At 29.5% G+C, this 5,020-nt stretch carries 6 protein-coding genes and 1 pseudogene; 1 reads left to right on the forward strand and 6 read right to left on the reverse strand.

The window, feature by feature from the left end; genetic code table 11:
* Positions 1-81: 81 nt before the first annotated feature.
* Positions 82-963: pseudogene (gene tnpC / locus BUC11_RS16245) on the forward strand (IS66 family transposase); the annotation flags it as partial.
* Between the two features lie 30 nt (positions 964-993).
* Here tnpC and BUC11_RS16250 read toward each other — a convergent pair.
* The 6 genes from BUC11_RS16250 to BUC11_RS16275 all read right to left on the reverse strand — a co-directional run bounded on the left by BUC11_RS16250 (position 994) and on the right by BUC11_RS16275 (position 4,841).
* Complete coding sequence (locus BUC11_RS16250; protein WP_073355744.1) at positions 994-1,695, reverse strand: AAA family ATPase; 702 nt, start codon at positions 1,693-1,695, stop codon at positions 994-996.
* A 537-nt stretch (positions 1,696-2,232) separates the two neighbouring features.
* Positions 2,233-2,703 (reverse strand): hypothetical protein, encoded by a 471-nt coding sequence (locus BUC11_RS16255; protein WP_073355746.1) that lies wholly within the window; start codon positions 2,701-2,703, stop codon positions 2,233-2,235.
* A gap of 6 nt (positions 2,704-2,709) precedes the next feature.
* The gene (locus tag BUC11_RS16260; protein ID WP_073355747.1) at positions 2,710-3,099 is read right to left on the reverse strand and encodes a hypothetical protein; all 390 of its coding nucleotides are present in this window, start codon (positions 3,097-3,099) and stop codon (positions 2,710-2,712) included.
* A 1-nt stretch (position 3,100) separates the two neighbouring features.
* Positions 3,101-3,481: a hypothetical protein gene (locus BUC11_RS16265; RefSeq protein ID WP_139259548.1), complete on the reverse strand. Its 381-nt coding sequence runs from the start codon at positions 3,479-3,481 to the stop codon at positions 3,101-3,103.
* 70 nt (positions 3,482-3,551) lie between these two features.
* Positions 3,552-4,055 (reverse strand): hypothetical protein, encoded by a 504-nt coding sequence (locus tag BUC11_RS16270; protein ID WP_073355750.1) that lies wholly within the window; start codon positions 4,053-4,055, stop codon positions 3,552-3,554.
* 513 nt (positions 4,056-4,568) lie between these two features.
* Positions 4,569-4,841: a hypothetical protein gene (locus tag BUC11_RS16275; protein ID WP_139259550.1), complete on the reverse strand. Its 273-nt coding sequence runs from the start codon at positions 4,839-4,841 to the stop codon at positions 4,569-4,571.
* Positions 4,842-5,020: the final 179 nt, after the last annotated feature.

Below are 5,020 nucleotides of genomic sequence, written 5' to 3' on the forward strand. Positions count from 1 at the left end.
CTCTTCTTGTTCTTGACATAATTCTGCTAATTTAAGGTTTTTAATCCTATCTTAAATTCACACAAAAAGTTGTACGTTTTTTGGGGAGCAGCATACATGGATGCTTTAAAACCCTTGTATGAGAAGCTGGTAATGGATATCAAAAATGAAGGGTATCTTCAAGTGGATGAAACCACCATCAAGGTTTTAGACGACAAGAAAAAAGACAAAACACATCTGGGTTATTATTGGGTGTATCATGCCCCAATATCCAAGCTTGTTATGTTCAATTACAGCCCTACTCGTGCAAGTAGCGCTGCACTACCTATTTTGCAAAACTTTAAAGGTTACTTGCAAACAGACGGATATGCAGGATACAAAGCTTATGGAAAAAAATCAGATATCACTCCTCTGGGCTGTTGGGCACATGCTCGGCGAGAATTTGAAAGAGCATTAGATAATGACAAGCAAAAAGCACAACATGTTTTAGTTGAAATACAAAAGCTATATGCGGTGGAGCGCAAAGCAAAAGAACAAAACGGTAGACCTGAGCAAATCAAAGAGCTGAGGCTTCGGGAAAGTTTACCTATTATAAACGAACTAGGTAAATGGATGTTTTTGCAAATCAAACTAACCCTACCAAAAAGTCAGATTGGCAAAGCCCTTGCATACTCTCAAACAAGATGGGATAATTTATCGGCATACCTATTAGATGGTAACTTGCAAATAGATAATAATCTGGTGGAAAATGCAATCAGACCAGTGGCCCTGGGTAGAAAGAATTATCTTTTTGCCGGATCGCACGATGCTGCTCAAAGAGCGGCTATGGCCTATACCTTTTTTACTAACTGCAAAAAACATAACGTAAATCCTTTTGAGTGGCTAAAATATACCCTTGAGAATATCCAATCTATAAACCACAAGAATATTAAAGACCTGTATCCCCACAATTACAAGCAGCTAGCGGAATCTAAACCATTGTAAAATTACGCTCCTATCATTAATCTTATTGAACTAAACAATATGTAGTTGCTCGGGTGGATACTTTGTAACATCTCTTCTTGCACTTATGTACTTGAAATTTATCACATCAGATAAATTAACTTCATCTATGTTTATAAAATTACTATCATCAATTAATGAGTTTGTTGTATCATAATGAATAGATTTTTTATGATTTTCAAAATATTTTTGAAGGTTAGTTTTAAAAAACTCTTTAAATCCCTTTTCTACATATAATACACTTTTTTCATCTGCTTCTTTTTTCTTTTTCTTCTCTTTTGCTTTGTAATCATTTAAATCTTTTCTGAAATTCAAATAGTTTCTATAGCTTAGTAGATAATCAAACCCCAAAACAATAAACTTATTTTCAGTGTCTAAGTCAAGCATTAATTTTTGAATATTACTAAAATTATCAATATCGCTATACTCAATTAATATCCTAAGTTTGATCCCATAAAATGTTTTTATATATTCTTCTTCAATTAATTGCTCTCCCTCGATAATTTGTTTAAGGTGATTTTTGAAATCTAAATTGAAGTCGTCAATTACAAATCTGTTATTTTCGGATTGATTTAAAAACTTGTCAAGAATTGTTAAAATTGAAGTTTTTCCTGCGTTGTTTTTTCCGATTACTAAAGAAATCACTTTTTCAAGTTCGATAGTAAATTCTTTAAGAATTCTAAAATTTGAAATTTGAATTTCTTTTATTATCATAGTTTATTTTCTTTTGGGGTCTTGATTTTTAGGGTGTCGCACAACTTGATCATAACATCAAGAAGTAACGCTTTTTTTAAAGTTTCAACATAACTCGTGCTATATTTCTTGCGTTGTATGTTGTAAATAAAAGCTTTTCTAATTATTAATTCAATACCCACTTTTAGTGATATTGATATATTTCTATAAAGTAAAAGTATTCCATTATAATTTCAATTCTTTACGGTTTCCCATATTGTAAAAAAAATAAAACGCATAAAAAAACACCTCACAGCATCTTTATTTCCTATCACAACTCCTCCAACTATCATTATAATACCCGTTCCGGGAATCATAAACCTTCACACTATAGTAAAGCATTAAAACCACAAGAATTATAATCATATAAGAGAAAATCCTTCACCCCCCCCAAAAAATCCCCTTCATTATTTTAAGATAACCCCATAAAAACGGGAGTGTCATCGGTTCCGTTCAACCGCGGCTTCATTGTTGGCTTTTCAAGCCCAACGAATCCTTAGCTGTTAGCGGTAGTACTTGTTATTTAAAGCATTTTTTAATAAAAATTTTATCTTTCTCGGAAAATTCATTCCACTGAACAGTTCTTTCATAAGTATTTGGTTCAGCAGAATAAGTTTTATTATCAATAGGATTTTGAAATTTATCAATTAAATATTCGATTAACTCTTTTATACTTTCTCCAAAATCAGTCTTATGATATATTCCAACGGATAATTTATTTTGTTCGTTATTATCAATTTTCGGATAATAGCAACCATTTTTTTCTTTACGAATTTCCGCAATAAACGTATTTGTTGTTATGCAATATCTAATGCAAACTTCAAATAAGTTACTAGAAACAATATCATATATGAGTTCAGAAATATTTTGTTTATAACTGTTGTTTTCCAAATAGTTTTGGCTACCAATTATGAAAGGAATAGTTAAGCCATCTTTTCCTTTTTCACGATGTTTTTCTAATAAAATTTCCCAGTACTTCTTTTGTTTCATTTTATTTTATTTGTCATTTATTTTGTCCCATACATAAACAAGTATACCAATTATTACAAGTACTACAACACCAATAATATAAATAGATGCACCAATAGCTTGAATCCAAGCCAGAGCAGGAATTGCACAAATAATACCAATCATAATTAAACAGCCTCCAAAAGTAGAGCCACTATTGCCATTTTCGTCCTTTTTTATTTTAGAAATAATCCAACCTATAATAAATAATACAGCACCGATTATAAGACTTTTGCCGGCTAATCCAAGCGAAGGAAGTCCAATATTTTCATCTTCAGGATAATAGCGACCTCGTGGTTCATAATCTTGTGAATATGTACTCAATGATTGTAAAATCAAAAATATATTTAAAACGATTTTTAAAATTTTAGTTTTCATTTTATAAACTTGAAGCTAAATTTTTAATTAGTTTTGGACCATTTGTAAATGGATTAGTGTTTATTATCGTTTGCATTTTGTCTAAAAAGATTTTGTTTTTTAGATAATTACTATATTTCTGTCTGAACTTATCTCTACATAAATAAATGTCAGCTTCAACCAATGAATATTTTAAGTTCATTTGATTATTTATTTTTTTTACATCAACATTATATTTGCTTAAAAGAGACCCTTTTAATTGATAAGAGTTATATATTTCCGCCAATTTTAGGGTGTTAATTCCATTCTTGTCGAGTGATTTTTTTGTACAATCACAAATAAAATTTGCACCTTCTTTTGCTTTTTGATTTACATCTGATTGTCCGTAAAACTTTGATGGCATTGTGAAAATGATTAAAAAAGTAGTAATCGATATAATTTTAGTATACTTCATTATTATTTTTGTATTTGTATTATTTTTTAAATATATCATCAACTTCATTATTAGCTGATTTACCATCTAATAAATCTTTAAATCCTTTTAGCATTTCAACATCTGTAAAAGTTATGAAGACTAAAAATGAATTGTATGGTTTAATTTCAATCTTAAATGTTCCATCTACTTCTCCATTAAATATCATTACCATTTCAGTTGCAAATTGATCGACATAACCATGAAATTTGAAACTTTCTTTTTCCGTTGTTTTAAAACGACAAACTTCTTTTTGAAAAGTTTTGTTATGTGTGTCATTTAAATCAATCCATTTTAACGATGTTTTTACTCCTTCTTTTAGCGTTTTAAGATTAGTTGGTCCCAATCTATATGCTTCAGTAAGAGTGAATTCATCTGACCAAGAATTTTTGTTATAAGTCTCAATGAAAGTACTATTTGAGCCAATTGCTACAGTTATTCTATCTTGTGCTTGAATTTTTGCAAAGCCAAAAAATATAATAATTATTACTAATTTTTTTTTCATTTATTATTTTTTAGGTTGTTCTTTTCCCGTTTTGTGCAGTAGTATTACCGCTAACTTGTCAATAACATCAAGAAGTAACACTTTTTTAAAGTTTTACAATAAAGCGTATTATCTGTCTTATATATTATTTTGTAAATAAAAGCTTTTCAAATCATTGTAACAATACCCACTTTTAGTGATATTGATACATTGCTATAAAGTAAAAGTAATCCATTATAATTTCAATCCTTTACGGTTTCCCTCATTATCAAAAAAACAGGCATCTCTCAGTATTCTTCTATTTCTTATGCCACATACTCCAACTATCATTATAATATCCTTACCGACAATCATAAACCTTTACTCTAAAGCAAATCCTTTAACATCAGCCTTATATCATCCCAAAAAAAGAGACCTTCAAATCCTCTTGTAATCTCTCCACTCATTTTAAGATAACTCTATAGTGCTGACAGCATGTAATCGGTTCCGTTCAACCGCGGTTTCATTGTTGGCTTTTCAAGCCCAACGTAACCCTTAGCTGTTACCAGTAGTTTTTTTATTCATTTCATTTTTCAGGACTTTCAATCCAAATAAATAACCAATTATTGCTCCAAGTATTCCAAAAATTGCAGTCATATTACTTTGTGGAATATTACTTAACGCTAAAATAGTTCCTAAACTTGCAATAAAAGTTATACCAAAAATCTTAAGATTAAATGTTCCAATTCCGTTATTCATTTTAAAGAATAATAGAATAAAAGCAATCACAATAATTAGTAAAATTGAGAATAGTATTTTGTCTTCCATATTAGTCAGCATATTTTTTAACCCAGTTTGAACTTTTTAAAATATAATATAAAAAAATAATAATGAGAAATATAATAGGTATTGTATGCTGCGACCTATTCGCGATGCAACTTTTTTAGAAACTTAAGATAGTTTTTTAAGTTTTCATTTCTATTTTCTAGGCTAAAATCGGAAATAAC

The organism is Flavobacterium xanthum, from assembly GCF_900142695.1.
In the GTDB taxonomy this organism is placed as follows: Bacteria; Bacteroidota; Bacteroidia; order Flavobacteriales; family Flavobacteriaceae; genus Flavobacterium; species Flavobacterium xanthum.